Source organism: Variovorax paradoxus EPS, assembly GCF_000184745.1.
Lineage (GTDB): Bacteria > Pseudomonadota > Gammaproteobacteria > Burkholderiales > Burkholderiaceae_C > Variovorax > Variovorax paradoxus_C.
In genome coordinates this window covers 4,822,199-4,847,079 of sequence record NC_014931.1, presented here as the reverse complement: position 1 = coordinate 4,847,079, position 24,881 = coordinate 4,822,199, and the positions used below count along the sequence as shown (strand labels likewise).

Sequence of the window (24,881 nt, the reverse complement as noted above, 5' to 3'; positions counted from 1 at the left end):
ATGGACCCGCGTCTCGACCCATCCCGCCGCAAGCTCCTCACCCAAGGCATTGCCGCCGTCACGGTTGTCGCCGCCTTGCCCGCCTTCTCGCTGCCTGCCCGCGCACAGCAGGGCCGCCAAGTGCTCAAGGCCGGCGACCAGAAGGGCGGGCTGCGCGCGCTGCTCGAAGCGGCCAACGGCCTCGAAGGATTGAGCTACGACATTCAGTGGTCCGAATTCCCCGCCGCCGCGCCGCTTGCCGAAGCGCTGAACGCGGCGGCGGTCGATTCGGGCCCCATCGGCGATGCGCCGCTGATCTTCGCGCTGGCAGCGGGCACGCGCGTCAAGGCCATCGGCGCGAACCGGTCCGATTCCTACGGCACCGCGGTGCTGGTGCGCCCCGATTCGACGCTCAAGACCGCGGCCGACCTCAAGGGCAAGAGCATCGCGACCAACCGCGGCTCCATCGGCCACTACGTGACGCTCAAGGCGATAACCGCGGCGGGCCTGAAACCCGAAGACGTGAACATCCGCTTCCTCGCGCCGGCCGACGCCAAGCTGGCGCTCACGCAGGGCTCGGTCGATGCCTGGGCCACCTGGGAGCCCTACACCGCGCTGGCCGAGGTGAGCAAGCACGCGCGCGTGCTCGTGAGCGGGCGCGGCCTGCTGCCGGGGTTGAGCTACCTTGCTGCGACAGATTCAGCCATCGCGGCCAAGCGGCCGGTGCTGCAGGACTTCCTGCAGCGCGTGGTCAAGGCCCAGCTCTGGTCGTACCGCAATGTCGATGCCTACTCGGCCGCGCTGGCCCGCATCATCGGCATCCCGCCCGAGGCGGCGAAGCTGCAGTTCGAGCGCCGCCAGCAGAAGTGGGTGGCCATCGATGCCCAGGTGGTCGCCGACCAGCAGGGCACGGCGGATTTCTACCGGCAGGTAGGGCTCATCAAGCAGCCGCTCGATGTGAAGGGCACCTTCGACACCGGCTTCGGCGTTGCGGCTTAGGCGGACGGCACCTGCGGCATCTGCGGCATCTGCCAGGGGTCCGGGTGCTCGAGGCGGTACGTCTGCGACAGCGCGCGGAACTCCTGCGGCGCCATGCCGTGGGCTCGGCGAAAGGCGCGGGTGAAGTCCGACGCGCTCTTGAAGCCGACCGCATAGGCCACGTCCGTCACCATCATGTGCGGGTAGCGGGCGAGTTCGTCGGCCGCCTGGCGCAGCCGCAGGTGGCGGATGTAGGCGCCCAGGCCGCCTTCGTGCTGGAACATGCGGTAGATGGTCGGGCGCGACACATGCAGGGCGCTGACCACGCCTTCGGGCGTCAGCTCGGCGCGGTGCAGGTTGGCCTGGATGTAGCGCCGCACCCGGCCAAAGAGCGCCGCCCGCGCCGCCGAGCGCGCATTGCCGCTCAGGCCGGCCTGCTTGCCGAAGGCGGCGACCACCAGGTGCGCGGCGTTGCGCACGGCGCTGTCGGCCGCGGCGGCGGTCATGCCGCCGATGTTGGCGCCCAGCGCCGCCGCGTGTTCGAGCGCCAGCCGCGTGAGCGGGGTCGCGTCCTGGATCGTGCGGCCGTGGATGGCTTCGGGGTCGGGCAAGGTCTGCTGCACCAGCGAGGCCGGCACGAAGAAGGTGAGCACCCGGCAACTGCTGCGCCGCATGCGTACCGGCTGGTTCATGTCCAGCGCGAGGATCTTCGTGGTGGCGCTGGAAGAGGGGGCTTTGTGGCGCGGCGTCGAGGCGCGCAGCGCGACGTCATCGACGCCGCCCTCGGAGAACACGTGGAAGACGTAATCGCGCACGTTGTCGGTCGAGATGCGCGCCAGCGAGCGCTCGAGCAGCATCGCGTCGGAGCGGCAGTCGGTGAAGAGGAGGCCATCGACCTTGTAGCGGTCGATCTCCGCGCTGAAAGGCTTCCCGATGTCCGCCTTCGAAGGCAGCACGTCGATGACGTGGCCCACGCGCTCCCGCCAGGCCAGCAGTTGCCGGTGCGCCGGCTCGCCATGCACGCTGAAATGGCTGCGCGCCACGATGCCTTGCGCGGGAAGGGCGGGGGCCTGGAGGTCGCCTCGGCGGGCGCGGGAGTTCATGGGTGAGGAGAAATTCGCGAGGTGCGACCGCTGCGATTGCGCGATCGCGGCATCCAATGAATGGAAAAAACCGTTAAATAAGGCGCAAATTCGAATTAATTCTCTCAATAACTGAGACGGACGGTCAAGTCCGCCGGAGCGGCTCCACGACTCTTGCCTTCGAGCGGCTGCATGGCCGAACGAACCTGATTTCTTGAGCGAGTACCGAAATGTCCACAGGAAAAGCCGATCCCGCAGCCGCAGCCGCAGCCGCCGCCGCCGGTACCTTCGGTCATCTCTTCAACGAGGCCCGCGAGGACGAACTGGCCGCCCTGATGTTTTCCATGGAGCGCAGCCATTCGCCCGGCGCCTCGCGCATCGCGCGCCACATGCTGGCGTTGATCGCGGCGGCCGCGAAATCCCGGCCTCCCTCGGCCATTGCAACGAAGCCGCGCACGGGCGCCGCGCCGCCGGCGGCGAACGTTTCGCTGTCTCCGCGAGAACTGCAGGTGCTGCAACTGGTGTCGCAGGGCCTGAGCAACCGCCGGATCGCCGAGGCGCTCAGCCGTTCGGCCAACACCATCGACACGCAGATCAAGAGCATCTACCGCAAGCTGGACGTCAATTCGCGGACCCGGGCGGTGCGCGCGGCGATGGAGCAGGGGCTGCTCAGCTGGGACGGCAGCCGTCCGCAGTAACCCGGCGCTGCAAGAGCTTCATACAGGGCTGCGTTCGAAAAGATAAGACCGTTCACGCTGCGCTTGCCGAAGCGCTGCGCGAGGCTTCGACAAGCTCGGCCCGAACGGTTCTTATGGATTGACCGCCAATTCGCATCAGGCGCCGCTGCCGCTGTCGCCGCATTCCGCAGCCCGCGCCAACTGCGACAGGCGCTTGACCAGCGGCTCGAAAAGCTCCGCCGACGTATTGCCATAACCCAGCACCAGCCCGTTGTCCGACGGCAGCGGCTGCAGCGCGAAGCTCGACAGGGCCACGGGCGCGAGCTGGTGCCGCAGCGCCTCGGCGGCAATGCGGCGGTCGTCGAAGCGGGGCGGCAGGCGCACGGTGAGGTGCAGCCCGCAGTAGCCGCCGTCGATCTCGTGCGGCACTTTCAGGTGCCGGGTCAGCGCGAGCCGCAGCGCCTGCTGCCGGTCGCGGTACAGCCGCCGCATGCGGCCCAGGTGCCGGCCGAACTGGCCGCTCTCGATGAAGTCGGCCATCGCCAATTGCTCGTGGCGGTGCCCGCCGCGCAGCATTTCCTCGAGCGGCGCCTGCACGCTGGCCAGGAGCGCTTCGGGCAGCACCAGGAAACCCAGCCGCAGCGAGGGGAACATCGTCTTGCTGAAGGTGCCGATGTAGAGCACGGGCGCGTCGGGCACCAGCCCCTGCATCGCGCCGATGGGTTCGCCCGTGTGGCGGAACTCGCTGTCGTAGTCGTCTTCGATGATCCAGGCGCCGTGCCGGCGGGCCTCGGCGATCAGCGCGAGCCGGCGCGCGATGCTCAGCACCGCACCGGCCGGGTACTGGTGCGAGGGCGTCGTGTAGATGAGGCGGGGCGGGTGCTTCTGCCAGTCTTCCGCGCTCGCATGGAGGCCTTCCGCATCGACGCGGATCGGCACCATCTGCATGTCGCCCGCGCGCATGGCCGACTTCGCGCCGCGGTAGCCCGGGTCTTCGATCCAGCCGGTTTCGCCGGGGTTCGAAAGCAGCCGCACGCACAGCGAGATGGCTTCCTGCGCGCCCTCGGCAATGACGACCTGCCGCGGCTCGCACCGCACGCCGCGCGCAATCGCCAGGTGCCGCGCGATCGCCGCGCGAAGCCGCGGCTCGCCCAGCGGATCGCCATAGCCGAGCGTGGCCGGGCTCGCGGTGCGGATGGCGCGGTCGAGCGCGCGCCGCCAGGCGGTCGCGGGAAAGTGCGACAGCGCGGGCACGCCGGGGCGAAAGGTGGCGTCCGGCTCGGTGAAGGCGGTTCGCGGCTGGATGCTCGCGAGCCGGTGCGCGGTGGTTGGTGCTCCGGTCGCCTTGCTGCGCGGGCGCTTGGTGGTCGTCGCGGCCACCGGAGACGACAGTTCGGTCACCCGCGTGCCCTGGCGGTCGGGCTGCACGTAGCCCTCGGCGGCCAGGTGCTCGTAGGCGGCGGTGACGGTGTTGCGCGAGATCGCGAGCGCCTCGGCCAGCGCGCGCGAGCCGGGCAGGCGGCTGCCCGGGGCGAGGCGGCCATCGAGGATGGCGCGCTTCAGGCGCTCGTGCAGCTGGCGCTGCATCGAGTCCGCGTCACGGTCCCGCGCAAGCGGGGACTCGAGCAATGCGGCGAGGTCTGGCGGATTCGGCATGAAGCGATGGATGGGAGCGTGGCACTACGAAATGAATATCTCGTGGCGCTTCTCGTAGAGCCACGGCGGGCGTACTTTACCGTTCTCCGGCATCGCCGCTCTTCGCTCCTGAAAGACTCTTGATCCCATGCCAGCCCGCCACAACGAATTCGGCCAGTCCCTCGGCCCGCTCATGCCCGAATGGAGCGCCCGTCCGCTGCCGCCGCGCACGCCCGTCGAAGGCCGCTACTGCACGCTCGAGCCGGTGAACGCCGCCAAGCACGCCGACGACCTGCACGCCGCCTACGCGCAGGCCCCCGACGCCCGCGACTGGACCTACCTGGGCGCCGAGCGGCCCGCCGACCTGAATGCCATGCGCGCCCATGTCGAGCGCCTTGCGCAAACCACCGACCCGCTGCACTTCGCCGTCATCGACAGGCAGAGCGGCCGGGCCGTCGGCACGCTGTCGCTGATGCGCATCGACGCCGCCAACGGCGTGATCGAGGTCGGTCATGTCAATTTCTCGCCGCTGCTGAAGCACACGCCCCTGTCCACCGAAGCCCAGTACCTGCTGATGAAGCTCGTCTTCGAAGGGCTGGGCTACCGGCGCTACGAATGGAAGTGCGACAACTTCAACGAGCCGTCCAAGCGCGCGGCAGGCCGCCTGGGCTTCCAGGCCGAGGGCCTGTTCCGGCAGTACAGCATCTACAAGGGCCGCAGCCGCGACGCGGCGTGGTTCGCGATCCTCGACAGCGAATGGCCCGTTCTGCGCAAGGCGTTCGAGCGCTGGCTCGCGGCGGAGAACTTCGATGCGGAGGGCAGGCAGCGCATGGCGCTGGACAAGTTCCGGCTGCCGCGCGCGGATTGAGGACGGAGCGATGCGGCGCCGGGCTCGCGCGGCCTTGCAGCCGCAGGCGCGGGAAATGCTTGGTCGTTCAGGAAACTAACGGTTGTTGAAAGCCCGGCAGCTTTCTATGCTGGGCGGACGCCGCACTCTTTCGCTGTCCCGTCTTCCCCTCATTGCCACCCATGCCCATCGATTTCGCATCCACCCCTTCGCCTCGTCAAAACCGTCATCAGCGCCGCCTGTTCGCGCTCGTTCCCGCAGCCTTCCTGCTCTTCGGCCAAGGCCTCGCGCAGGCCGCCGAACTCTCTCCGGCCCTCGCCGAGCGCCACGCCCAGGCCACCTACCGCGAGTACTTCGAACTGCTGGCCCTGCCCAACGACGCCACCGTGGCGGAAGACATCCGCAAGAACGTCGACTGGCTCGAGCAGGCCTTCCGCAAGCGCGGCTTCACGACGAAGCAGTTGCCCAACAACGGCAAGCCGATGCTCTACGCCGAGTTCCCGGGGAGCGACCCTGCGCGCAGGACGGTGCTCTTCTACATGCACCTGGACGGCCAGCCGGTGATTCCCGCGCAGTGGGCGCAAAAGAGCCCGTGGACGCCGGTGCTCAAGCGCAAGACGGAAAAGGGCGACTGGGAAGAGATCGATTCCGCACCGCTCTTCAGCGGCCCGCTCGACCCCGAATGGCGCGTGTTCGGCCGGGCCTCGGCCGACGACAAGGGGCCGATCATGATGATGCTGGCGGCCATCGATGCGCTGAAGGCCGGGGGCGGCCAGCCAGCGGTCAACGTCAAGGTGATCCTGGACAGCGAGGAAGAAAAGGGCTCGCCGTCGATCAGCCAGGTCATGCAGGCGCACCGCGAGTTGCTGCGCAGCGACGCCATCGTGATCCACGACGGTCCGATGCACGCGACCAACCGGCCCACGCTGGTGTTCGGCAACCGCGGCGCGGCCGATGCGCGGCTCACCGTGTACGGCGCCAAGGTGCCGCTGCACAGCGGGCACTATGGCAACTACGCCCCCAACCCGGCGCAGCGCCTCGCCAGCCTGCTGGCCTCGATGAAGGACGACACGGGGCGCGTGACCGTGCCGGGCTACTACGACCGCGTGAAGATCGGCGAGGCCGACCGCAAGATCATGGCCGCCGTGCCCGACGACGAGGCCTCGCTCAAGCGCCGCCTGGGCATCGCGCAGACCGACAAGGTCGGCGCCAACTACCAGGAGGCGATGCAGTACCCTTCGCTGAACGTGCGCGGCATGGCCTCGGCAGCAGTGGGCGACAAGGTGGCGAACATCGTCCCCGACAAGGCCGAGGCCGAGATGGACCTGCGCACCACGCCCGATTCCGACGCGCCGTATCTCGGCAAGCTGATCGAGGCGCACATCGCCAAGCAGGGCTACCACCTCGTGAAGGGCGCGCCGACGGACGAGGAGCGCGCCCGCTACGACAAGATCGCGAGCTTCACCTACCGCAGCGAGGGCGCCGACGCGGCGGGCTCGCCGATCAACTCACCGATCGGGCAATGGGCCTACAAGGCCTTGACCGACACCTTCGGCACCAAGCCCGAGCCGGTGCGCATCCGCATGATGGGCGGCACCGTGCCGACGGCGGAAATCGTGCGTGTGCTGCAGGTGCCCTTTGCGATCATTCCGCTGGTGAACGCCGACAACAACCAGCACGCGGCCAACGAGAACCTGCGCATGGGCAACTACGTGACCGGCGTGCAGACGGTGTATGCGCTGATGACGCACGGGTTCTGAGCCCGAACGGCGCACTCACAGCCCAATACTTTCAGGCCGACTTGCCGGGCTTCTGCGCCGCTTCGCACTTCACCTGGATCAGCTCGCGCTCGTCGAGCGTCGCGCCGATGCGAACGGCGCTGAGGCATCCGCCCCAGACGCAGCCGGTGTCGGTCGAGAGGAGGTCGGGCCGCGAGAGCCAGCCGAGCGTGGACCAGTGGCCGAAAGCGACGGTGGCTGCCGCGGTCTTGCGGCCCGGCACGTCGAACCAAGGCGAGAGGCCTTCGGGCGCGGGGATCGCGCCGTCCTTGGTCTCGAAGTCCATCACGCCCTCGGGCGTGCAGTAGCGAAGGCGCGTGAGCGCGTTGACGATCACGCGCAGGCGCGCGCTGCCGCTGAGTGTGTCGCTCCATTGCGCCGGCTCGTCGCCGTACATGGTGAGCAGGAAGTCGCCGAGCGCCGGGCCGCGCAGCACCGATTCGACCTCTGACGCCAGCGCGAGCGTGTCGCCGACCGTCCATTGCGGGAGCACGCCGGCGTGCACCATCAGCAGGTCGCCGCCACCGATCTGCATGTGCAGCGCCATGTGCTGCTGGCGGACCCAGTCGAGCATCGCCTCGCTGTCGGGCGCGGCCAGGAGGTCGGCCAGCGTGTCCTTGCGGCCGGCCTTGCGCGCGCCGTGCGCCACGCCCAGCAGGTGCAGGTCGTGGTTGCCCAGGAGGCTCCGCGCCGAGGCGCCGTAGCCCTGCACCCGGCGCAGCACGGCGGCCGAATCGGGGCCCCGGTTGACCAGGTCGCCGAGCAGAACGAGGGTGTCGCGGCTGGGGGAGAAATCGATCTCCGCGAGCAGCCGCCCGAGGGCAGGGTCGCAGCCCTGCACGTCGCCGATACAGTAAAGTGACATTCCCTCATTCTCTCCCCCTGTTCATGGATGTCTTCCTGCTGGCCTTGCTGACCACCCTCAACGCGGTGTTCGCAATGTCCGAAATGGCCCTTTCAACCAGCCGGCGCGCACGCCTCGCAGCCCTGGCCGAAACGGGGGACACCGGCGCGGCCGCCGCGCTGAAACTGATGGAGGCGCCCACCCAGTTCCTCTCGACCGTACAGATCGGCATCACATCGATCGGCATGCTGAGCGGCATCGTCGGCGAGGCCGCCTTCGCCGCGCCGCTGGCGTTGTGGATGGAGAGCGTGGGCATGGGCGCGGGCACCGCCAGCATCGTCTCCACCGCGGTGGTGGTGACCTGCATCACCTTCTTCACCATCATCTTCGGCGAGCTGGTGCCCAAGCGCATCGGCCAGCTCTACCCCGAGCCGGTGGCGCGCTGGGTGTCGCGCCCGATGCGGGGCCTCGCCAAGGGCGCCAAGCCCTTCGTGTGGCTGCTGGCCGGTGCCACGGCCACCATGCTCAAGGTGCTGCGCATCGATGCCAATGCGGCGCGCTCGGTGACCGAGGAAGAAATTTCGGCCAGCCTCGAAGAAGGCGTCGATGCCGGCGTCATCGAGCAGCACGAGCACCAGATGGTGCGCAACGTGTTCCATCTGGATGACCGTCGCTTGTCGTCGCTGATGATCCCGCGCGCCGACATCGAATGGCTCGACGCCTCCAACACCGTGTCGCAGGCGCTGCAGAAGGTAGCGGATGCGGCGGCGCTCAACCTCGTGCACTCGTGGTATCCCGTCTGCCGCAACTCGCTGGACGACGTGGTCGGCGTGATCAGCGTGGCGCACCTGCTGCGCCTGGGTTCCGCCCACAAGGGCGTGCTCGGCCAGGAGGCCACGCCGGCCGTGTTCGTGCCCGAAACGCTCACCGGCATGGAACTGCTCGAACAGTTCCGCGCCCGTGCCGGCCGGCTGGTGTTCGTGGTCGACGAATACGGCGTGGTGCAGGGCCTCATGACTCCGCGCGACCTGCTCGAAGCCATCACCGGAGAGCTGCAGCCCGGCATGCAGACCGAAGCCTGGGCACGCGAGCGGCCCGATGGCGTGTGGGAGCTCGATGGCCTCATGCCCGTGTCGGAACTGCGTGCGCGCCTGGGCATCCGCGAGTTGCCCGAAGAAGACCGCGGCCGCTACAACACGGTGGCCGGCTTGCTGATGTCGGTGTCGGGCCGGCTGCCCGCGGTGAGCGAGCGCATCGAATGCGCGGGATGGGTCTTCGAGATCGTCGCGCTCGAAGGCCGTCGCATCGACCGCGTGCTGGCCTCGCCCGATCCCGCGGCGCCGCGCGAAGAATAAGCAACAGGCACCGCACGGCCATGCTGTCGCTGCTCGCACTGAGCTGCCCGCAATGCTCTGCGCCGCTGCCCCGCGCCGCACGCTGGCGCACCGTCAACTGCAGCTACTGCGGCGCGACCATCACGCGCGGCGAGGAAACGGTAGAGCGTGAGAGCTTCCGCTCGGCCTTGCGGCGAGCCAACGCCGACGTCGCAGGCGGCCGTCTTGTGCAATGGCGCGGCGCGCGCTACCGCGTGCTGGCGCCGCTGGGCTTCGGCGAGCACAGCGAAGTACTGTTCGCCGAGCGGCTCGGTGCGGTGCCTGAGCGCGTCACGCTGAAGCTGGCGCGCGAAACCTCCGACAACGATGTGCTGCGGCGCGAAGGCGCGGTGCTGCAGGCGCTGCAAGACCTGTCCGTTCCGGGCGCCGCCTACTTCACGCGCCGGCTGCCGCAGCCGCTGGGCACGGGCATCGCCGAAGGCCTCGGCGACGGCAAGCGGCAGGCCCTGGTGCTGCGCCATCCCACCGGCTTCTGGGGCAGCCTGCAGGATGTGGCGCAGGCCAACCCGCAAGGCATCGACCCGCGTCACGCCGTCTGGATCTGGCGCCGCATGCTCGAGGTGCTGGCCTTCGTGCATGGCGCCGGCTGGACGCATCGCGATCTTTCGCCCGCGCATGCGTTGGTGCATCCGCGTGACCATGGCGTGTTGATCATCGGCTGGTCGCAGGCGCGACAGGCCTCGGGTTCCTCGCATGCAGCCGCAGCGGCGCGTGATCTCGCGCAAGCCGCGTGGACCGTGCGCGCGGTGCTGCACGGCGGCTCTGCCGGAGAACCGGGGCTTGGAGCCCGCACACCCGCGCCCCTGGCTGCCCTGCTGCGCCATTCCAGCGAAGCCGCCGCGTTCTGCGAGCGCCTTGGCGCACAAGGCATCGAGCAGGCGCTATCGACCGCATCGCGCGAATCTTTCGGCGCACCGCAGTTCATTCACTTCGATCCCGCACCGCGCCTCGGCGGCTGACCGACTGACAGACCCACTGATATTCCAAGGAGCACCCCATGGGTTACGGAAACTATTCGCACGCCGCCCACACGGCGCTGATCGCCGACCGCGCCGCCAAGCCAGGCGCCGAGGTGTTCACGCAAACGGCCACGCATGCGCTGATGAACCCGCACGGCCTCAAGGTGCGCGAGTCGCGCGACAACGCCGACCATCCCAACTCGCTGGGCATCGTGTTCGCGCTCGACGTCACCGGCTCGATGGGCGACATCCCGCAGACCCTCGCGCGTCGCGAGCTGCCCACCTTCATGAAGTTGCTGACCGACTGCGGCGTGGCCGACCCCCAGCTCATGTTCATGGCCATCGGCGACGCCACCTCCGACCGCGCGCCGCTGCAGGTCGGCCAGTTCGAATCCACCGCCAACCTCATGGACCAGTGGCTCACCTGGAGCTACCTCGAAGGCGGCGGTGGCGGCAGCGGCGAGGAGAGCTACGAGTTGGCCTTCTACGTGATGGCGCAGCACACCGACATGGACTGCTGGGTCAAGCGAAAGAAGCGCGGCTACCTGTTCGTGACTGGCGACGAGCTGCCGTATCCGGCCGTCTCGCGCCACCAGATCGAAGGCCTCATCGGCGAGAAGCTCGACGAGGACATTCCCATCGAGGAAGTCATCGCCGCCGCGGCCGAGACCACGAACCTGTTCTTCCTGATTCCCGACGCGCAGCGCCGCCGCCGCTGCGAGCCGCGCTGGCGCGAACTGCTGGGCGATCACGTCATCTGCATGGACTCGCCCGACGATGCCTGCGCCGTGGCCGCCGGTATCGTCGCGCTCACCGAGAAGGCCGTGCCCAACCTCGACGGCCTCGCCAAGGTGATGGGCGCGACCGGCATGGCCAAAGAGCGCGTGGGTGGCGTGCTGCATGCGCTCGATGCGTATGCGGCGCTGCTCGACCCCACCGCGCCGCGCCGCGCGCCGCCGGCCACGAGCGCGCCACGGTCGTCGTGGTGGAAGCGGCTCTTCGGCTGAAGACTGCGTGAGCATCACCGCCGCGGCCACGCGCTACGTCTCGCTGCTGGGCTTGGGTTTCGGGGACTGCGGCAAGGGCCTCTTCACCGATCACCTGTGCGGCGCATGGCAGGCGCACACGGTGGTGCGCTTCAACGGCGGCGCCCAGGCGGGCCACAACGTGGTGCTGGCCGATGGGCGGCACCACACCTTCTCGCAATTCGGCGCCGGCAGTTTTCATGCGGGCGTGGCGTCGGTGCTCGCGAGTCCGGTGGTGGTGCATCCGACGGCGCTGCGCGTCGAGGAAGAAGCGCTGCGCCGCGTGGGCGTGACCGATGCGCTCGCGCGTTTGCGGATCGACGCGCGCTGCCGTGTGACCACGCCATTCCATCAGGCCGCGGGCCGGCTGCGTGAATGGGCGAGGGGAGCGGCGGCGCATGGCACGTGTGGCGTGGGTGTCGGCGAGACAGTGCGGCAGGCGCTGGCTGCGCCCGGCGATGCGCTGCGCTACGGCGACCTCGTGCATCGCGCGCGCGCGCTCGAAAAGCTGGAGGCTTCGCGCATGGCGCTGCGCCGCGAGTTCGCGGGCATGGCGCCATCGCACCCCGAGGCCGCCCAGGAGCTGGCATTGCTGGCCGACGCCTCGCTCGCCCAGCGCTGGCTCGATGCCGCCGCGCCATGCGTTCGCCTGTCGCCGCCTGCAAGCGCCGACGCCATCGGGGCAAGGCTCGCGCGTCCCGGCACCGTGCTGTTCGAAGGCGCACAGGGTGTGCTGCTCGACGAATGGCGCGGCTTTCATCCGCACACCACGTGGAGCAGCATCTCGGCCGCCGCTGTCGAAGCCGTGCTGCATGAAGCGGGCATCGACGCGCCCGTACAGCACCTGGGCGTGCTGCGCAGCTACCTCACGCGCCACGGCCCGGGCCCTTTGCCCACGCACGATCGCGCGCTCGACGCGCGATTCACCGAACCGCACAACGCCGACGAAGGCTGGCAGGGTGCGTTCCGACGCGGCCACCCCGATGCGGTGCTGCTGCGCTATGCGCTCGCCGCGGCCGGACGGCTCGACGGTTTGGTGGTGAGCCACCTCGACGCCATCGACGGCGCGGACCTGCGCTGGTGTACCGGCTACCGCACCACCGATGGCGCCAACGTCGCATCACTGCCGTTCAGCGATGAACCAGACCTCGACCATCAGCACGCGTTGACCCAACTGCTGCAGGGCGCGCAACCCCTCTACGAACCGCAACCCATCGGCACCGCGCAAGCGTGGGTGGAGCGCGCCGAAGCCTTCAGCGGCCTGCCCGTGCGCTTCGGTGCATTCGGGCCGACGCGCGACACCGTGCGTGCACGCGAGCACATCGGAAAGACCGCGTGACGCCCAACATCTTCCTGATCGTCGGCGCCGCGCTCAGCGCCATTGCAGCGCTGCTGCACATCTGCGTCATCTTCGGCGGGCCCGCGTGGTATCGCTTCTTCGGGGCCGGTGAGCGCATGGCCAAGGGCGCGGAGGCGGGGCACTGGTATCCGCCCATCGTCACGCTGCTGATCGCCGGCGTGCTGGGCGTGTGGGCGGCGTACGCGCTCTCCGGTGCGGGTGTGTTGCAGCCGTTGCCGTTGCTGGCATTCGTGCTGCCCGCGATCACCTCGGTCTACCTGCTGCGGGGGCTCGTTGCCGTGGTGCTGTTCGTGTTTGACCGGCGGCGACTGAGCGCCTTCTGGGTTTGGAGCTCGGCCATCTGCTTCGCGTTTGGCCTCGTCCATCTGATCGGACTCGTTCAGGTCTGGGAGACGCTCTGAACGACGTCGGCTCGCAGGCCGACGGACTCTCTTACCCCTGCGCTTCGAACCCAGGCGCCTGGCTCATCTCCGAAGGCTTGTAGATCTTGTGCTGCGCGATCGCAGTGCCCGCGTCGGAGACCACCAGCAGCCGCCAGAGCGGCTCGCGCACCGAGCAGGCCTGTTCCTCGCTCGTGAGCTGGAACTTGGGCGAGCCTGTGGCGGTGCCCTTCACCACGACGCGCAGGAGCGTCGCGCCCTTCGCATTCGACACCTCGATGCTGTAGCCGATGTTCTTGCTGGTCAGATCTTCGGCGTTGTAGCCGTAGCCCTTGAAGTGGCGCATGACGTAGTCCATGGCGGCGGCCTGGACTTCTTCGCGCGAAACCGGTGCGGGCGGGGCGGCGACTTCCGGCTCGGCCTCGGCCACGACCGGCACGCTGCCGCGCGCCGCGGCGGCCTTCACTTCCGCCTCGTCGGGCGTCCAGCCGCGCGGGCCGCGGACCAGCACCGCGAGCTGCTGCTCGGGCTCCCAGCTGGCGACGTGCCATTCGGCATCGTCGCGCACGCGCGTCGACACCTTCGCGGCCTTGTTGCTTTCCAGTTCGGCGATGGCGACCCGGTTGGTCTGCAGCACCGCCCGGAAGCCCTGGCCTGCGTCGAAGGTGCGCTTGAGCAGTGCGAGGCGGTCCTTGGCGCGCTGGACCTGGAAGGCGGTGCGCGTGCCGCCGCCGGCGCGAAGCTGCGTGTCGAGCGATTCGAGGCAGAACCAGCGCCCGCCGCTGCCGACGCTCACGTATTCCGCCCAGATGGTGGCGATGACGTTATCGCCGGTTGCCAGCCAGGCTTGGTCGAATGGCTTTTCCCGTGCGTCGAACACCCCCATCTTGGCGACGATCTCGACCGGCGTGAGCCGGGGGCCTGAGAGTCGCATCTCATCGATGACGGTGAGTACGTGGGGGTCGACTTCCTTGTCCATGCGGGGTGGGTTCGTGGCGTGTTTGGGGGGTGGGAGTATGCCGCATCGGGTGCGGCCGATGCCGCGTGGCAGGCCGTCGCACTTGTCGCGGCGGCCGCGATGGGCCATTCTTTTGCCATGCCGGGCGTCCGTTCGGCGTTCGGAAAAAGGAATTGCCATGACCGGGGCCGACCTGCCCACCCTCTACCGAAGCTATATCGCCTGCCTCAACGCGCGCGACTGGGCGAATCTCGACAGCTTCGTTCACGCGGAGGCGCACCACAACGGCCGGCGCATCGGCCTCGCCGGCTATCGCGCGATGCTGGAGAAGGACTGCGAAGAGATCCCCGATCTGCACTTCGACATCCGCTTGCTCGTCTGCGATCCACCCCGCATCGCCAGTCGGCTGCAGTTCGATTGCTCCCCGAAGGGGACTTTTCTCGGGCTGCCGGTGAACGGCCGGAAGGTCTCGTTCGCCGAGAACGTGTTCTATGAGTTCCGGGACGAAAGGATCGCAAGCGTCTGGTCCGTCATCGACAAGGCGGCCATCGAGGCTCAACTCGTCGGCGACAGCAGCAACAGCGCGGCACCGGAACAAGCAAGGCAATCCCCATGAAGATGTCCGCCTGAAGGCGCCGACCGCGCGGCGACCTCACATCGGCGGCATCCTGTCGAACTTCGGCAATGCCGGGTCCAGGAAATCCCATGCGTGACCGCGCACGCCGTATGTGATTGCCTGCGGTCGGTAGCGGCCAGGGTCATCGAGGCTCGCGGCATGCACGGTGAACACCTCGGGCATCGCGGTGAAGGTCAGGTACACGGGGGATCCGCAGTGCGGACAGAACGCACGGGTCTTCAAGTTGCCGCTGTCGCCGACCATGTCCCACAGCGTCGCTTCGCCGCTGTGCTTCACGCCGGCGCGGGGAAAGGTGAGGTACGAGCCATGGCCGGTGCCGCTCTTGCGCTGGCAGTCGCGACACTGGCAATCGTTCTGGAAGACCGGCTTGCCCGAGATCTCGTAGCGGATCGCGCCGCATGCGCAACCGCCGGTGTAGGGCTGGTCGATCTCTGCTGTTTTTTCGATGATGTCGGTCATGGGGCGCTCCGTTTCGTTGGTTCCAAAAATCCACGCATGCCGCATGGCGTGATGACCAATCTATTCGAGGGAGCGCACCGCGAGGGAGTAACAAGATCGTCGCGAATCACCGTGTCGGGCCGCGCGTTGGTGCGCGGTCTCGACGAGGTTTCCGCTGGATATCGTCGCGCTCCAAATCAAAGGAGCGGATTCATAGCGAAAGCGCTGCTGCACCCGCAATGGCCATCTTCTTGATGTGCGTCATTCCGTGCTTGCCGGATCGATCGTCTTCGTTGCGATGCCATAAAGCGCCAGCATGCCCAGCACATGCCCGATGGCCACGCCGGGCTCGCCCGATTCGATGCGTGCGATCGTCTGCACATGCACGCCGAGCCGTGCAGCGGCTGCCGACTGGCCTTCGCCGGCGCGCGTGCGCGCCAGCTTGGCCTGCGCCCCCATGTGCTTGATCGCCTGGAGGGCGTCGCTGTCGATGTCTGCCGAGATGCGTTTGCCTTGAGCCATGGCGGAATTGTCGCTGCACAATCCGGCCGTGCCCCGAACCCTGCCAGCCCCTCAGCCCGCGCCCACTCCTTACTGGCTCTATCTCCTGGAGTGCGAAGGCGGCGTGTACTACGCGGGAATCGCGCTCGATGTGGAGCAGCGCTTCTTCCAGCATGTCTTCGGGCTGGGCGCCAAGTTCACGCGCGCGCGTCCGCCGTTGCGTGTGCTTGCTGCCCGCGTCTATCCGGACAAGGGGGCCGCATTGCGGGCGGAGCTCAAGGTGAAAGCACTGCCTCGAACCCGCAAGCTTGCCTTCTTCGAGGCCGATACCTAGCCGCGGTCCGCCGCAGGAAGAGAACAGCGCATGGCGACAAAGGTGCTCCTGGATTTCCTCGCTTCGGTCCGCGACAAGGCTTCGCTGCGAATCGACGCCCGGTCGGCGCTTCGCTCGGTCATTGCGCTGGGTCTCGCCGCCGTGCTCGCGGCCTGCTCCAGCTTGCCTCCGCAGGTCGCCACGCCGCCGACAGCCGCCATCGGCGACTACGCGCAGACGCCCCTCGGCGCCATCACCAAGAAAGTGCTCCCCACCGATGGCCGCTCGGGTTTTCGCCTGCAACCCTACGGCCCCAATTCGTTCGCCACGCGCATCGAACTCACGAAACTCGCCACCCGCAGCCTCGACGTGCAGTACTACCTGCTGCCAGGCGACAACACCGGCCGCGCGCTGATGCGTGCCATGCGCGATGCCGCCGCACGCGGCGTTCGCGTGCGGCTCCTGGTCGACGACCTCTACACCTCCGGCGAAGACGACCTGCTGCTCGGCCTCGCAAGCTACCCCAACGTCGAGGTGCGCCTCTTCAATCCGTTCCCGGGCGGCCGACGCAGCATGGCCACCCGCTTCATCAGCTCGGGCTTGTTCGACGTCCGCCGCGTCAACCGGCGCATGCACAACAAGCTCTTCGTTGCCGACAACGCGGCGGCCGTGGCCGGTGGCCGCAACATGGCCGACGAGTACGTGATGAATGCCGAGGGCAGCAACTTCATCGACATGGACACCTTCGTGGCCGGACCGGTGGTGCGCGACCTGTCCGCCGAGTTCGACCACTACTGGAACAGCGAGGTCGTGTATCCGCTCGAGCGCATCGCACGCAGCGCGTTGAACCGCGTACAACTGCAGGACAACTTCGAGCGCCAGACCGCGGCCGCCAAGCCACCCGTGGCGGCCGAGATTCCACTGGACGGCAAGCCGCTGCATCCGAGCCCGGACGATCCGCCGCTGCTGCCGCTCGAGCTGGTGCCCATGCTCAATCTTCCGTTCGAGCTGGCGAAGCGCCAGCTGAGTCCGCTGCTGTGGGCCAACGCACGCGTGCTGTTCGATCCGCTCACGAAAACGCAGGGGCTCAACGAGCGCGAAGGCTCGATCAAGGGCACTGTCACCGAAGGCGTCGTCCAGTGGCTCATGACGGCCGACAAGAACATCAAGATGGTGTCGCCGTACTTCGTGCCGAGCGACGAGGCCGTGGCGAACCTCGTGCGGGCGCGCAAGGCCGGCCTCGGCGTGGAACTGGTGACCAACTCGCTCGCATCGACCGACGAGCCCTGGGTCTATGTGGGCTACTGGCCGCACATCAAGGACCTGCTGGCCGCGGGGGTCGTCATCTACGAGATCAGCCCCTCACTGAGCGTGAAGCGGCGCAAGCTCGGCGTCTTCGGGCACCGCACCGGCGCGCTGCACATGAAGAACGCGATCCTCGACCACAAGGAAGTGTTCCTCGGCTCGATGAACCTCGACCCGCGCTCGGCGAGGCTCAACACCGAGCTGGGCATCATCATCCAGAGCGAGGAAATGGCGCGGCAACTGGAGAGTTTCGCGGATGCGGGCAGCGGCTACACGCTGCGCCTGGGCGCCGATGGCCGGAGCGTCGAATGGGTGGAGGAAGACGACGACGGCAAGCAGACGGTCTACGACGTGCCGCCGGAGACGACTGCGTGGCAACGCCTGCGGCTGCGCCTGCTGGCGCCGTTCATTCCCGAGCAGGAGCTGTAGCAGGCCCGGCGATATTCCCGGCTCTTGGGGACGAAGGCCTGTTGCCAATGAACACGCCTTTCGCGCGGCGCCCTTGAATAAACTGTTCCGATGAAACGCAAGAGCCTGGGCATCGGAACCGGCCTGGCCGTGGGTGTGGCCATCGGCCTGGTGATCGACAACATCGGCATGGGAATCGGGATCGGGCTCGCGCTCGGCATCGCGCTGTCCCTGGCCATCGACGAGAAGGACAAATGACTTCATGAGCACTGCGGACGATATGGACGATATGGACGACACGGACGACATGGAAACCTGGCTCCTCGAAGCCGGCGACGCAATCATCGAGAAGAAGGCGGCGCAAGGCGAAGCGTCGCTCTCGCCGCCCGAGCGTGCGATCTATTGCATGTGGGCCCTCGACTACGCCGTGAGAAATGCGGGCTCTCTCGATGCGCTGGAAGACGTGCACGAGACCGCAATCGAAGAGCTGGCGGCCTTTGCTCGCGCACAGAAGATCGACATGCTTTCCACGCTGCTCGACATGGCTGCGGATGAGGATGAAGAAGCGTTCGTCGATGCCTACTACGAGCAGTTCGATACCGCCTGCACCGAACTGAGACGTTTGAACGAAACACGGCATTGAGCGGAAAGGGCTGCGCTCAAGGAGTGCGTCGATATGATCGCCGCCACACAACCGCGGAGACCGGCGATGCGCATGCACCGAAAGATCGATTCTTCACTGGCCCATCTCGCAACCGCATTGCTGTTCGCGGCCATGCCGTTCAAGTCCGCATGGGCCGATGAGCCCGCCGCGTGGCCCACAGCCGGTTGGGCCGCGAGCACGCCCGAAGCGCAGGGCATGGACTCGGCGGCGCTCGCCAGGCTGGTTGAACGCGGCGAGGCGAACAGCCTGGACAGCATCCTCATCACGCGCCACGGCAAGCTGGTCGCCGAGGCCTACTACGCGCCGTATCGCGCGGGCCTCAAGCACGCGGTCAATTCCGTCACCAAGGCCGTCGTCGGCACGTTGACCGGCATGGCGATTCAAGACGGCCTGCTGGCCTCGCGCGAGCAGCCCGTGCTCGAGTTCTTTTCCGATCGCCCGGTGGCCGACGCTGATGCCGCCAAGAAGTCGATCACCCTCGGGAACCTGCTCGACCAGACCTCGGGCCTCGACTGGAAAGAAAAACTCGACGCCAGCATTCCCGAAAGCATGATCCAGATGCGCCGCAGCCGCGACTGGCAGGGCTTTGTGCTCGACCGCCCGATGGCACAGGCGCCCGGCAGCAGCTTCAACTACAACAGCGGCAACTCGCACCTGCTGTCGGCCATCGTCGCGAAGAAGACGGGCGGCAGCACGCTGGCCTATGCGCAGAAGCGCCTGTTCGAGCCGCTGGGCATCGCCGACGTGCGCTGGATCAAGGACCCGCAGGGCATCGAAGCGGGCGGCTTCGGCCTCTACCTGCAGCCGCGCGACATGGCGAAGATCGGCTACCTCTACCTGCGCAAGGGCCAGTGGGCGGGCCGGCAGCTGCTGCCCGCCGAATGGGTGGAGAAGGTGTTCAGCGCCTCCGTCGACATGGGATTCGGCGCGAAGCCGGCGTTCAGCTATGCCAACGGCTGGTGGACGATTCCGGAAAAGCGCGCCTACATCGCGGCGGGCTACAACCGGCAACTGATCATCGTGCTGCCCGAGGTCGATGTGGTCGCCGTCACCACCAGCCGGCGCAACTTCCCGCTGCCGCCGCTCATCGACGCGATCACCGCCGCAGCGCGCTCGACCTCGCCCTTGCCCGCGGACACCGCCGCAGAGGCGCAACTGGCCGACCGCATCCGCAATGCATCCATCGAAAAGCCGAGTGCCGTCGGTCCCACGTCCGAGCTGGCGGCAGCGATTTCCGGCAAGGTGTGGCAGTTCGATCGCAATGCGCTGGGCGTGAGCCGCCTGACGCTCGACCTGAAGGCCGCCACGCCGACCTACGAGATCGTGTTCGACAGCCGTGACCCAGGTGCGGTCGCGCAGCCTTTCACCGGACCGATCGGGCTCGATGGCCTCTACCGCGTCAACGACACGGCCCCCAACGCGCCGGTCGCGGTCAAGGGCAACTGGCTCGACGCGCAGAGCTTTCGCATCGACTCGCGCGTGCTTGGCGAAGACGAGGTGACGATGTACACCCTGCGCTTCGACGGGCAGCGAGTGAACGTGGCCTTCGAGAACAACCGCGGCTTCAAGGTGCAGATGCAGGGCAGGGCGGCGGAGTAGCTGCGCAGGCGATGAAACCGCGCGCATGTTCGCGCCGGACGGCTCGCCGCGCATCGACCGGGCCGGATGCCATCGGCGAGCGAAAGGAAGAAGAAAACGCCTCACCCGCCGGGGAACTAAATCCTGACACAACCCCACCCAGGAACGAGGCGAAACTAGGGCACCGCTCAAGTACAGAAACACAGGCCTCGCGCCACCTGCCTCGCTGCTCAGGAAAAAACCTTGCTCTCCAAAGCCAAAGTCGCCCGCATCGCGCTGTCCGTCTCGGCCGCCGCCATCGGCAGCCTCGCCGCCTACTGGACCCTTCTTGCCACGCGGCAGGGGCACATCCTCTTCAATGCCCGCAAGCACCCGGTCGTCCAGCTTTCGGATGACTTTTCCACCTATTCGCACACGGTGCCGGGCGGCATGGTCCGCGGCTATGTCTACCACCCCCAGGGCGAAGACGCGGTGCAGGACCTGTTCATCTATTTCGCGGGCCGCAGCGAAGACGTTCGCGCCACCGCGCAGACCTTGCACTGGCTGCCGGAAGGCTTCGGCTTCGCCGCGATCAACTACCGCGGCGTGGCCGACTCGCAAGGCCACCCTTCGGAAATCGCCTCGGTCGAAGACGGCGCGCAGTTCGCGAAGCACCTGCGCCGCGCCTTCCCGAATGCGCGGCTGCACGTCGTCGGCCGCAGCCTCGGCACGGGCGTGGCCATCCAGCTCGTGGCGCGGCAGGAATTCGCGAGCCTGCAACTGGTCACGCCCTACGACTCGATGCTCGAAGTGGCGAAGAAGCGCTTTCCGCTCGTGCCGCTGTCGCTGCTGCTGCGCAACCGCTTCGACTCGCTCACGCACTGCGCGGAGGTCGCAGCCAAGACCCAGGTGCTGCTGGCCGAGCGCGACGATGTCGTGCTGCCCGAGCGTTCGCAGAAACTCATCGCGGCATGGCCGACGCCGGTGTCCGTGGAGACCGTTCCGGGGTCGGACCACTACAACATCATGGGGCTCGAAGAGACGTGGCTGCGGCTGATCGACTTCGCGTTGACGGCGATATTGCCGGAGCCGAAGGCGGCGTAGCTGCCTTCCGATTCGAGAGCACCGCGATGAAGTTTCAACGCCCCGGCAAGCTGGAGGGATTCCTCCACCTGGTGGATGGCGCAATCGGCCTCGGATTGATCTCCGGTGCCGCGCTGGCCGCGATCGTCGGTCAGTTCATCCTGGGCGGAATACTGACGGCTCTCGCGATCGGCATGTTCTTGCGATTCAAGCGCGGGCGCGTGCGCAAGTAGAAGCTCCGCAGCCAGCACGCACCTGCATCGAAACCACGGCAAACCCCGCTGGCGATCAAGCCCGTAACGACGAGCATCGCCGCCGTGTGAACACCCACCGCCGCGAACGCGAGCATCAGTGAGTCGGATGCGGCGATCTGCTGGCCCGCGCCATCTGTCATGCACAGCGGAATCAACGCCGGCACCAGCATCAACCCCGCTCCGTGCGCGGTGGACATCATGAAAGACCAGAGCGCCAGCCCGGCGTGCCCTGCCGGCGCACGCGCAGCCGTGGGCGTCCGGCGCCAGAGGTGAAGCACCGCGGCTGCGACGAACAGTCCACCGGCCAGCACCTGCATTGCTACGCGGTCCATCGCGAGGCCGAACGCCACCGCGCCGGCGACCAGCCCGATCGATGCCGCATGCCCGACAGCGATCGGCATCAGTGCCCGCAGCGCCTGTGCCCGATCACCCGAGCGCACGCCCCACGCGGCGGCCAGCATCCAGCCGGTCGCGGGGTTCAGCCCGTGAAGGGCGCCGACCCCCGCGACCGCGAGCCATGGCCAGAGGTCCGCGGCTGCCATGGCATCGTCTCCACGCGTTCAGTGGTTGCCGTGGTCGTTGCCGTGGCAGCACGAACCTGCAGCGGGCTTCGCAGCCACCGGCTGCGGCTCGTAGCGGTCGTGATGCCGCACCCAATCCATCGCGTAGACCGGGTTGGGCTCGTCACGCCCCTTGGGCGTGAGATCGAGCAGGTTGTACGTGCCCATCATCACTTCGACGCCGCGCTCGTAGGTCGAGTAGGTGTGGAAGACCTCGCCCGCATCGTCCTTGTAGAACACGCTGATGCCGGGCGCCTCCTGCGCGGGGAAGGGCCGCACGCTGTAGTTGTAGTAGACCTCGCCCTTGCCCTCGGCCCACGCTTCTGGCTTGAAGCTCACCCCGAAGTCGTAGTTGAAGTCGCTGTCGTGCGCCGACACCCACTTGAACTGCCAGCCCATGCGTTCGCGAAAGCGCTCGATCTCGGCCAGCGGCGCGCGCGAGACGACCAGCAGCGTCACGTCGCGGTGTTCCAGGTGCACCTGCATGCCCGCAATGTGATCGGCCATGTACGAGCAGCTCGGGCAGCCTTGCTCCCAGTCTGGGCCGAGCATGAAGTGCTGCACCACCAGTTGGCGGCGGCCCTCGAAGAGATCGGCGAGCTTGCGTGGGCCTTCGGGTGTGTCGAAGCTGTAGTTCTTCTCGACGCGTGTCCACGGCATGGCGCGGCGCTCGCGGGCGATCTGGTCGCGCAGGTGCGTGAGTTCCTTCTCGCGCGCCAGCAGCGCCTTGCGCTGGGCGAGCCATCGGTCCTTCGACACGACGGGGTGGTTCTTCAGGCTGCTGGGCTCTTCTGCAACGGCGGTGTTCATGGTGTGTTCTCCTTGAGTGAGTGGGGAGTGCGAAGGCCTGTGTTCAGGCCCGGGCGGATTTCGGACGGCGCACGGCGCGGATTTTTCCGGTGCCGCCGCCACCGCAATAGAAGAGGTCGGCCCCGTCGGACTCGAGCCCGCTGATGTTCACGCCGCGCGGCATTTCCAGCCGGTCGAGCACGGCGCCGCTTCGGGGATCGATGTGACGCAGTTCGCTCTCGTCGCCCTCCCAGGTGGCGTGCCACAGCTGGCCGTCGACCCAGGTCACGCCGGTCACGAAGCGGTTCGATTCGATGGTGCGCAGCACCGCGCCGGTGGCGGGGTCGATCTGGTGGATCTTGCGGTCGCGGTACTGGCCCACCCAGAGGCTGCCCTCGGCCCAGGTGAGGCCCGAGTCGGCGCCGTGGCCGGGCGCGGGAATCGACTTCAGCACGTCGCCGGTGGCGGGGTCGATCTTGTCGATGCGCTCCTCGGCGATCTGGTAGAGGTGCTTGCCGTCGAAGGCGGTGCCGGCGTCGGCGGCGCGGTCCAGCGTGCGGGTCTGTTCGCCGCTTTTGGGGTCGAAGGCGATCAGCCGGGCGCCGGTGGCGGCCCAGACGCGCTGGCCGTCGTGCGTCACGCCGCCCACCTTGTCGACGCCGTCGAAGGGACCGTACTCGCGCACGACCTCGGCCATGCGCACGGCGGACTGGGTGCTGCTGCTGTCTTTCTTGCTGTTCATCGTTGGCTCCTTGGGGAGGCACCGCGGATCGGCGCCTTGGAGACAACTTTAGGCAATCGGCAGCGAAGAGGGGAGTAACAAGATCGTCGTGAATCCCGCGAGCGGCGGTGCGAGCCAGCGCTGCGCCCGCGCCCGGCCGATGGCGCGCACGCGCCCCTCGGCCTCCAGTTCGGCGAGCGCGCGCTGCACGGTGCGCTGGCTGGCGTCCAGGGCGAGTGCGAGGGCGGAGGTCGACCACGCCGCGCCGTCGGAAAGCAGCGCCACCAGCGCGCCCTGTTCACCGTCGATGGGCGGTGCCAGCAGCACCACCTCGCGCCCATCGCGCGGCTTGAGGGCGAAGCCGCGCGCGGTGGCCTCGATGCCGGCCTCTGCCGCGACGAGAGCGCGCAGTCGGCCGATCTCGACGCGCAATCGCGCGCGCAGCGTTTCGTCGGGGTGGCGGGTGTTGAAGGCGTAGGCGATCAGCGTCTCGCGCTCGACATCGCCGGGCCAGGCTTCCGCGAGCGCACGCGCCAGCGCGAAGAGAACGGGCCGGCGCGCAAGCGGCCGCCATGCATCGCCGGCGCCGACGCTGCGTCGGCAGGCGTCGACCACCAGCGCATCCGAGGCCAGGAGGTCGGCGACTTCGTCCAGCTGTAGCGCCTGCTCGCCGCCGGGAAAGAGCCGTCGTGCGGCGGGGCGGTCGAGCGCGGCCAGCGCTTCCGCCACCTCGGCCGCGAGCGCCGGCACGCGGGCGCGCCCGGCCGCTTCGTGCGCACGGGCGAGCGAGGCACGCGCGGGGCCGATGCGCAGCGAGCGCAACGCGAGTTCCGCTGCGGTGAGTTCGGCCACTGCCGCGAGCGGCGGCGACAGCGCCTGGCCGTCGAGCAACGCCAGCGCGGCGGCGGCCTCGTCAAGGCGCCCGAGCAGCAGCAGCCGGCGCGCCGCGATCAGCCGCGCCTGCCGCGCGTTGGCGAAATCGTCGTGCGCTTCGAGCGTGGCTGCGGCCGCTGCGAGCGCGCGTGGCGTGCCGCCCAGGTCGCGCATCGCCATCGCCACTTCGGCCTCGGCGACGATGCAGCGCGCGCGGGCCAGTTCTTCGTGCGCGCCGAAGGCACGCGCAGCGCGGCGCAGCAGTTCGCGTGCGCGCGGGTGCTCGCCGAGCTGCGCCATCGCGATGCCGCGCAGGGCCAGCGCGGGCGGGTCGTCGCGCAGCGCGACGCGCTTGAGCGCGCCGAGCGCATCCCCGCCGGCGAGGGCGCGTGCGGAGGCGGCGATCAGGGAGTCCATGAGGGCCGAGGCTACACCGGCAGGGGCGCCATCGGCCTCCATGTCCGGCCGGCATGCTTCCTCCTGTCCTACACGGATCTCGCGGCATGGTCCGCAGGATCGCCGCATGAACAAACTGATCCTTGTGGGCGTGAGCGTGGTCGCGTGGTCTTCGTTCGCCGCCGCGGAAGAGGTGAAGGTGCCGATCGACAGCAGCGACAAGGGCACCGTCTACGTCGCCCCCAACGTCAACTCGACCGAAACCTCGGCCTACACCAAGGGCGCGACCGTCGGCGTGCAGCGGCCCGACGGCAGCGGCACGTACATCGGCACCGACACCTCCATGCCGCGGCCGGTCTACTCGCTCGGCGGGAGCACGGGCGGTAGCCTGTCGTTCAACGGCGGCGTCACTTCCGACGGCAAGTCCAACAACGGGGTGAAGGCGGGCGTCACCATCAAGTACTGATCCGGTCCGACGGATAGACT

At 68.3% G+C, this 24,881-nt stretch carries 27 protein-coding genes; 17 read left to right on the top strand and 10 right to left on the bottom strand.

The features are described 5' to 3' along the window. A complete protein-coding gene (locus VARPA_RS22330; protein WP_013542851.1) occupies window positions 1-978 on the top strand; it encodes an ABC transporter substrate-binding protein in 978 nt (325 codons plus the stop codon). Here VARPA_RS22330 and VARPA_RS22325 read toward each other — a convergent pair. Next, complete coding sequence (locus tag VARPA_RS22325; RefSeq protein ID WP_013542850.1) at window positions 975-2,060, bottom strand: helix-turn-helix transcriptional regulator; 1,086 nt, start codon at window positions 2,058-2,060, stop codon at window positions 975-977. The two genes, VARPA_RS22330 and VARPA_RS22325, sit on opposite strands and share 4 nt — an antisense overlap. A 209-nt stretch (window positions 2,061-2,269) precedes the next feature. Here VARPA_RS22325 and VARPA_RS22320 point away from each other — a divergent pair, with 209 nt between their 5' ends. Beyond that, window positions 2,270-2,737, top strand: coding sequence for a response regulator transcription factor (locus VARPA_RS22320; protein WP_013542849.1), 468 nt, complete (start codon window positions 2,270-2,272; stop codon window positions 2,735-2,737). Window positions 2,738-2,872: 135 nt separating this feature from the next. On the opposite strand, the gene VARPA_RS22315 is transcribed toward VARPA_RS22320, so the two are convergent. Then, window positions 2,873-4,372 carry a PLP-dependent aminotransferase family protein gene (locus VARPA_RS22315; RefSeq protein WP_013542848.1) on the bottom strand — a complete coding sequence of 500 codons (1,500 nt, stop codon included), beginning with the start codon at window positions 4,370-4,372 and terminating at the stop codon, window positions 2,873-2,875. A gap of 127 nt (window positions 4,373-4,499) precedes the next feature. Here VARPA_RS22315 and VARPA_RS22310 point away from each other — a divergent pair, with 127 nt between their 5' ends. Then, window positions 4,500-5,219: a GNAT family N-acetyltransferase gene (locus VARPA_RS22310; protein WP_013542847.1), complete on the top strand. Its 720-nt coding sequence runs from the start codon at window positions 4,500-4,502 to the stop codon at window positions 5,217-5,219. A gap of 161 nt (window positions 5,220-5,380) precedes the next feature. Further along, window positions 5,381-6,958 (top strand): M20/M25/M40 family metallo-hydrolase, encoded by a 1,578-nt coding sequence (locus tag VARPA_RS22305; protein ID WP_013542846.1) that lies wholly within the window; start codon window positions 5,381-5,383, stop codon window positions 6,956-6,958. A gap of 31 nt (window positions 6,959-6,989) precedes the next feature. Here VARPA_RS22305 and VARPA_RS22300 read toward each other — a convergent pair whose 3' ends face one another. Then, entirely contained in the window at window positions 6,990-7,841 is an 852-nt protein-coding gene (locus tag VARPA_RS22300) for a symmetrical bis(5'-nucleosyl)-tetraphosphatase (protein ID WP_013542845.1), read from the bottom strand. A 23-nt stretch (window positions 7,842-7,864) separates the two neighbouring features. Between VARPA_RS22300 and VARPA_RS22295 the strand changes: the two genes are divergently transcribed. From VARPA_RS22295 to VARPA_RS22275, 5 genes are read left to right on the top strand one after another with little or no spacing between them, the layout of a single operon-like run. Continuing rightward, window positions 7,865-9,175, top strand: coding sequence for a hemolysin family protein (locus VARPA_RS22295; RefSeq protein WP_013542844.1), 1,311 nt, complete (start codon window positions 7,865-7,867; stop codon window positions 9,173-9,175). A gap of 20 nt (window positions 9,176-9,195) precedes the next feature. Further along, the gene (locus VARPA_RS22290; protein ID WP_013542843.1) at window positions 9,196-10,173 is read left to right on the top strand and encodes a lipopolysaccharide kinase InaA family protein; all 978 of its coding nucleotides are present in this window, start codon (window positions 9,196-9,198) and stop codon (window positions 10,171-10,173) included. 38 nt (window positions 10,174-10,211) lie between these two features. Beyond that, a complete protein-coding gene (locus VARPA_RS22285) occupies window positions 10,212-11,180 on the top strand; it encodes a hypothetical protein (protein WP_013542842.1) in 969 nt (322 codons plus the stop codon). 7 nt (window positions 11,181-11,187) lie between these two features. After that, complete coding sequence (locus VARPA_RS22280) at window positions 11,188-12,537, top strand: adenylosuccinate synthetase (RefSeq protein ID WP_013542841.1); 1,350 nt, start codon at window positions 11,188-11,190, stop codon at window positions 12,535-12,537. After that, window positions 12,534-12,959 (top strand): hypothetical protein, encoded by a 426-nt coding sequence (locus VARPA_RS22275; RefSeq protein WP_013542840.1) that lies wholly within the window; start codon window positions 12,534-12,536, stop codon window positions 12,957-12,959. Before VARPA_RS22280 ends, VARPA_RS22275 begins: the two co-directional genes overlap by 4 nt. A 31-nt stretch (window positions 12,960-12,990) precedes the next feature. On the opposite strand, the gene VARPA_RS22270 is transcribed toward VARPA_RS22275, so the two are convergent. Then, window positions 12,991-13,917 (bottom strand): protein NO VEIN domain-containing protein, encoded by a 927-nt coding sequence (locus VARPA_RS22270; RefSeq protein ID WP_013542839.1) that lies wholly within the window; start codon window positions 13,915-13,917, stop codon window positions 12,991-12,993. Between the two features lie 157 nt (window positions 13,918-14,074). On the opposite strand from VARPA_RS22270, the gene VARPA_RS22265 reads away from it, so the two are divergent. Continuing rightward, window positions 14,075-14,512: an ester cyclase gene (locus tag VARPA_RS22265; protein ID WP_013542838.1), complete on the top strand. Its 438-nt coding sequence runs from the start codon at window positions 14,075-14,077 to the stop codon at window positions 14,510-14,512. A 36-nt stretch (window positions 14,513-14,548) separates the two neighbouring features. Here VARPA_RS22265 and VARPA_RS22260 read toward each other — a convergent pair whose 3' ends face one another. Together VARPA_RS22260 and VARPA_RS22255 are read right to left on the bottom strand one after the other, a co-directional pair. Next, on the bottom strand, window positions 14,549-14,992 hold the full coding sequence (locus VARPA_RS22260; RefSeq protein WP_013542837.1) for a GFA family protein: 444 nt from the start codon (window positions 14,990-14,992) through the stop codon (window positions 14,549-14,551). A gap of 240 nt (window positions 14,993-15,232) precedes the next feature. Further along, on the bottom strand, window positions 15,233-15,493 hold the full coding sequence (locus VARPA_RS22255; RefSeq protein WP_013542836.1) for a helix-turn-helix transcriptional regulator: 261 nt from the start codon (window positions 15,491-15,493) through the stop codon (window positions 15,233-15,235). Between VARPA_RS22255 and VARPA_RS22250 the strand changes: the two genes are divergently transcribed. The 6 genes from VARPA_RS22250 (at window position 15,492) to VARPA_RS22230 (ending at window position 20,823) form a co-directional block, all read left to right on the top strand. Next, window positions 15,492-15,806, top strand: a complete 315-nt coding sequence (locus VARPA_RS22250) for a GIY-YIG nuclease family protein (RefSeq protein ID WP_013542835.1) — start codon at window positions 15,492-15,494, stop codon at window positions 15,804-15,806. The genes VARPA_RS22255 and VARPA_RS22250 overlap by 2 nt on opposite strands. 30 nt (window positions 15,807-15,836) lie before the next feature. Then, window positions 15,837-17,519 carry a phospholipase D family protein gene (locus VARPA_RS22245; protein ID WP_013542834.1) on the top strand — a complete coding sequence of 561 codons (1,683 nt, stop codon included), beginning with the start codon at window positions 15,837-15,839 and terminating at the stop codon, window positions 17,517-17,519. A gap of 90 nt (window positions 17,520-17,609) precedes the next feature. Continuing rightward, complete coding sequence (locus VARPA_RS31435) at window positions 17,610-17,756, top strand: hypothetical protein (RefSeq protein ID WP_013542833.1); 147 nt, start codon at window positions 17,610-17,612, stop codon at window positions 17,754-17,756. Window positions 17,757-17,760: 4 nt separating this feature from the next. After that, entirely contained in the window at window positions 17,761-18,141 is a 381-nt protein-coding gene (locus tag VARPA_RS22240) for a hypothetical protein (protein ID WP_013542832.1), read from the top strand. Between the two features lie 66 nt (window positions 18,142-18,207). Beyond that, window positions 18,208-19,761: a serine hydrolase domain-containing protein gene (locus VARPA_RS22235; RefSeq protein ID WP_041943922.1), complete on the top strand. Its 1,554-nt coding sequence runs from the start codon at window positions 18,208-18,210 to the stop codon at window positions 19,759-19,761. Window positions 19,762-19,983: 222 nt separating this feature from the next. Beyond that, window positions 19,984-20,823: an alpha/beta hydrolase gene (locus VARPA_RS22230; protein WP_013542830.1), complete on the top strand. Its 840-nt coding sequence runs from the start codon at window positions 19,984-19,986 to the stop codon at window positions 20,821-20,823. Between the two features lie 130 nt (window positions 20,824-20,953). Here VARPA_RS22230 and VARPA_RS22225 read toward each other — a convergent pair whose 3' ends face one another. From VARPA_RS22225 to VARPA_RS22210, 4 genes are read right to left on the bottom strand one after another with little or no spacing between them, the layout of a single operon-like run. Beyond that, on the bottom strand, window positions 20,954-21,598 hold the full coding sequence (locus VARPA_RS22225; RefSeq protein WP_013542828.1) for a hypothetical protein: 645 nt from the start codon (window positions 21,596-21,598) through the stop codon (window positions 20,954-20,956). Window positions 21,599-21,616: 18 nt separating this feature from the next. Next, complete coding sequence (locus VARPA_RS22220; RefSeq protein ID WP_013542827.1) at window positions 21,617-22,426, bottom strand: DUF899 domain-containing protein; 810 nt, start codon at window positions 22,424-22,426, stop codon at window positions 21,617-21,619. A 43-nt stretch (window positions 22,427-22,469) separates the two neighbouring features. Beyond that, the gene (locus VARPA_RS22215; protein WP_013542826.1) at window positions 22,470-23,147 is read right to left on the bottom strand and encodes a PQQ-binding-like beta-propeller repeat protein; all 678 of its coding nucleotides are present in this window, start codon (window positions 23,145-23,147) and stop codon (window positions 22,470-22,472) included. A gap of 48 nt (window positions 23,148-23,195) precedes the next feature. Further along, complete coding sequence (locus VARPA_RS22210; protein WP_041942998.1) at window positions 23,196-24,416, bottom strand: hypothetical protein; 1,221 nt, start codon at window positions 24,414-24,416, stop codon at window positions 23,196-23,198. 106 nt (window positions 24,417-24,522) lie between these two features. Here VARPA_RS22210 and VARPA_RS22205 point away from each other — a divergent pair, with 106 nt between their 5' ends. Then, window positions 24,523-24,861 (top strand): hypothetical protein, encoded by a 339-nt coding sequence (locus tag VARPA_RS22205; RefSeq protein WP_013542824.1) that lies wholly within the window; start codon window positions 24,523-24,525, stop codon window positions 24,859-24,861. The last annotated feature ends 20 nt before the right edge of the window (window positions 24,862-24,881 follow it).

Excerpts from the sequence above, each read along its gene's own strand:
- VARPA_RS22330 (WP_013542851.1), top strand. The coding sequence starts at position 1 with ATGGACCCGCGTCTCGACCCATCCCGCCGCAAGCTCCTCACCCAAGGC.
- VARPA_RS22325 (WP_013542850.1), bottom strand. The coding sequence starts at position 2,060 with ATGAACTCCCGCGCCCGCCGAGGCGACCTCCAGGCCCCCGCCCTTCCC.
- VARPA_RS22320 (WP_013542849.1), top strand. The coding sequence starts at position 2,270 with ATGTCCACAGGAAAAGCCGATCCCGCAGCCGCAGCCGCAGCCGCCGCC.
- VARPA_RS22315 (WP_013542848.1), bottom strand. The coding sequence starts at position 4,372 with ATGCCGAATCCGCCAGACCTCGCCGCATTGCTCGAGTCCCCGCTTGCG.
- VARPA_RS22310 (WP_013542847.1), top strand. The coding sequence starts at position 4,500 with ATGCCAGCCCGCCACAACGAATTCGGCCAGTCCCTCGGCCCGCTCATG.
- VARPA_RS22305 (WP_013542846.1), top strand. The coding sequence starts at position 5,381 with ATGCCCATCGATTTCGCATCCACCCCTTCGCCTCGTCAAAACCGTCAT.
- VARPA_RS22300 (WP_013542845.1), bottom strand. The coding sequence starts at position 7,841 with ATGTCACTTTACTGTATCGGCGACGTGCAGGGCTGCGACCCTGCCCTC.
- VARPA_RS22295 (WP_013542844.1), top strand. The coding sequence starts at position 7,865 with ATGGATGTCTTCCTGCTGGCCTTGCTGACCACCCTCAACGCGGTGTTC.
- VARPA_RS22290 (WP_013542843.1), top strand. The coding sequence starts at position 9,196 with ATGCTGTCGCTGCTCGCACTGAGCTGCCCGCAATGCTCTGCGCCGCTG.
- VARPA_RS22285 (WP_013542842.1), top strand. The coding sequence starts at position 10,212 with ATGGGTTACGGAAACTATTCGCACGCCGCCCACACGGCGCTGATCGCC.
- VARPA_RS22270 (WP_013542839.1), bottom strand. The coding sequence starts at position 13,917 with ATGGACAAGGAAGTCGACCCCCACGTACTCACCGTCATCGATGAGATG.
- VARPA_RS22265 (WP_013542838.1), top strand. The coding sequence starts at position 14,075 with ATGACCGGGGCCGACCTGCCCACCCTCTACCGAAGCTATATCGCCTGC.
- VARPA_RS22260 (WP_013542837.1), bottom strand. The coding sequence starts at position 14,992 with ATGACCGACATCATCGAAAAAACAGCAGAGATCGACCAGCCCTACACC.
- VARPA_RS22250 (WP_013542835.1), top strand. The coding sequence starts at position 15,492 with ATGGCGGAATTGTCGCTGCACAATCCGGCCGTGCCCCGAACCCTGCCA.
- VARPA_RS22255 (WP_013542836.1), bottom strand. The coding sequence starts at position 15,493 with ATGGCTCAAGGCAAACGCATCTCGGCAGACATCGACAGCGACGCCCTC.
- VARPA_RS22245 (WP_013542834.1), top strand. The coding sequence starts at position 15,837 with ATGGCGACAAAGGTGCTCCTGGATTTCCTCGCTTCGGTCCGCGACAAG.
- VARPA_RS31435 (WP_013542833.1), top strand. The coding sequence starts at position 17,610 with ATGAAACGCAAGAGCCTGGGCATCGGAACCGGCCTGGCCGTGGGTGTG.
- VARPA_RS22240 (WP_013542832.1), top strand. The coding sequence starts at position 17,761 with ATGAGCACTGCGGACGATATGGACGATATGGACGACACGGACGACATG.
- VARPA_RS22235 (WP_041943922.1), top strand. The coding sequence starts at position 18,208 with ATGCGCATGCACCGAAAGATCGATTCTTCACTGGCCCATCTCGCAACC.
- VARPA_RS22225 (WP_013542828.1), bottom strand. The coding sequence starts at position 21,598 with ATGGCAGCCGCGGACCTCTGGCCATGGCTCGCGGTCGCGGGGGTCGGC.
- VARPA_RS22220 (WP_013542827.1), bottom strand. The coding sequence starts at position 22,426 with ATGAACACCGCCGTTGCAGAAGAGCCCAGCAGCCTGAAGAACCACCCC.
- VARPA_RS22215 (WP_013542826.1), bottom strand. The coding sequence starts at position 23,147 with ATGAACAGCAAGAAAGACAGCAGCAGCACCCAGTCCGCCGTGCGCATG.
- VARPA_RS22210 (WP_041942998.1), bottom strand. The coding sequence starts at position 24,416 with ATGGACTCCCTGATCGCCGCCTCCGCACGCGCCCTCGCCGGCGGGGAT.
- VARPA_RS22205 (WP_013542824.1), top strand. The coding sequence starts at position 24,523 with ATGAACAAACTGATCCTTGTGGGCGTGAGCGTGGTCGCGTGGTCTTCG.